Source organism: Mesorhizobium sp. M7A.F.Ca.CA.002.15.2.1, from assembly GCF_003998715.1.
Taxonomy (GTDB): Bacteria; Pseudomonadota; Alphaproteobacteria; order Rhizobiales; family Rhizobiaceae; genus Mesorhizobium; species Mesorhizobium ciceri.
In genome coordinates this window covers 1-1,382 of the sequence record NZ_RZPI01000983.1, presented here as the reverse complement: position 1 = coordinate 1,382, position 1,382 = coordinate 1, and the positions used below count along the sequence as shown (strand labels likewise).

The window sequence follows — 1,382 nt, the reverse complement described above, 5'->3', positions numbered from 1 at the left end:
ACAGCAGCGCGGGGGTGGCCGAGCCGGCCGGGCCAGTGCCGACGATCAGCACGTCGGTTTCGATATCCGCCATCAAATTCCTCCCTCGATCTTCGGACCGGTCAGCCTGCGGCGGACCGGAAACAGGTGCAGGCCATTGCGGGACGCGATCAGGCCCCAGAGCCCCTTTGGCGCAAAAAGCATCACGACAACGGCGATGAGGCCGAGCGTCATCAAGTACCAACTGCCGTAGTCGGCCAGCGCCGAGCGCAGCGCAAAGAAGACCAGCACACCGAGGATCGGCCCCTCGATGGTGCCGATGCCGCCGATGACGACAATAAAGATGACGTTGGCGGTCCAGTCGGTGACGGCAAAGGCCGCGCTCGGCGAGATGCGGGCCGTCTGCAGGAAAATCAGCGCGCCGGTCAGCCCGGTGGCAGCCGCGGCGATCAGAAAGACCGCCCATCTGAGCCGGGCGGTATCGACGCCCACCGATTGCGCCGCGTCGACATTGTCGCGCACGGCCGCCAGCGCCAGCCCGAGGCGGCTGCGCAGCAGCCAGTAGATGCCGCCCGTCACGGCCACGACCAGCGCCAAAGCCAGCCAGTAGGCCATGACATCGCGTGCCGCGGCCTCGCGGACGCCGAACAGCGCCCGGACCGCATCGGTGCCCAGGATGCTGCTCGTCGCCTCGCGCGGCAGCGACGTGCCGGTGCCGCCGCCAAGTGCCTTCCACTGCGCAACCAGCAGGCGCGTCACTTCGGCGATCACCCAGGTGCCGATGGCGAAATACGCGCCCTGCAAGCGGAACGCGAAAAAGGCCGTCGGAACCGCCAGCACCAGTGCCGCAAGGGCGCCCAGCGGGATCGCCAGGACCGGATTCCAGCCGAGCAGGATCACGCCGGCGAACATCGCGTAGGCGCCGATGCCGACGAAAGCCTGCTGGCCCACCGAGACCAGGCCGCCATAGCCCGCCAGCAGGTTCCAGATCTGCGCCAGCGTCAGCATGGTGAGGATGAAGAACAGATCCTGTATGACACCACGCGAGGCCACGGCAGGCAGCGCGAGCGCGGCGACGAGGAAGATCGGCACGATGATCGCGGTCACGGTTCCGGCGCGGGTGCGGGTTGTCAGTCGATACATGCCGGCCCTCAATCCACTGCGCGCGGAAAAAGCCCGCGCGGCCTGAGCAGCATCACGGCCAGGAAGGCGATGTGGCCGGCCAGGATCTGCCATTCCGGATTGAGCGCGGCGCCAAACGTTTGCGCCACCCCGATGATGATCCCGCCGGCAAGCGTCCCCCACAGGCTGCCGAGGCCGCCGATGATCACCGCCTCGAAGGCATAGATCAGCCGCGCCGGTCCGATCGAAGGATCGAAGTTCGCGCGCATGCCGAGATAGAG

General features: G+C 67.5%; 1 protein-coding gene and 1 pseudogene. Both read right to left on the bottom strand.

The features are described from left to right. Nucleotides 1-72 precede the first annotated feature (72 nt). On the bottom strand, nucleotides 73-1,122 hold the full coding sequence (locus ENZ74_RS31790; RefSeq protein WP_063167501.1) for a branched-chain amino acid ABC transporter permease: 1,050 nt from the start codon (nucleotides 1,120-1,122) through the stop codon (nucleotides 73-75). A gap of 8 nt (nucleotides 1,123-1,130) precedes the next feature. Beyond that, nucleotides 1,131-1,382, bottom strand: a pseudogene (locus tag ENZ74_RS31785) (branched-chain amino acid ABC transporter permease); the annotation flags it as partial.

What these genes read in the sequence shown, in the direction of transcription:
- ENZ74_RS31790 (WP_063167501.1), bottom strand. Translation starts at nt 1,122, where the DNA reads ATGTATCGACTGACAACCCGCACCCGCGCCGGAACCGTGACCGCGATC.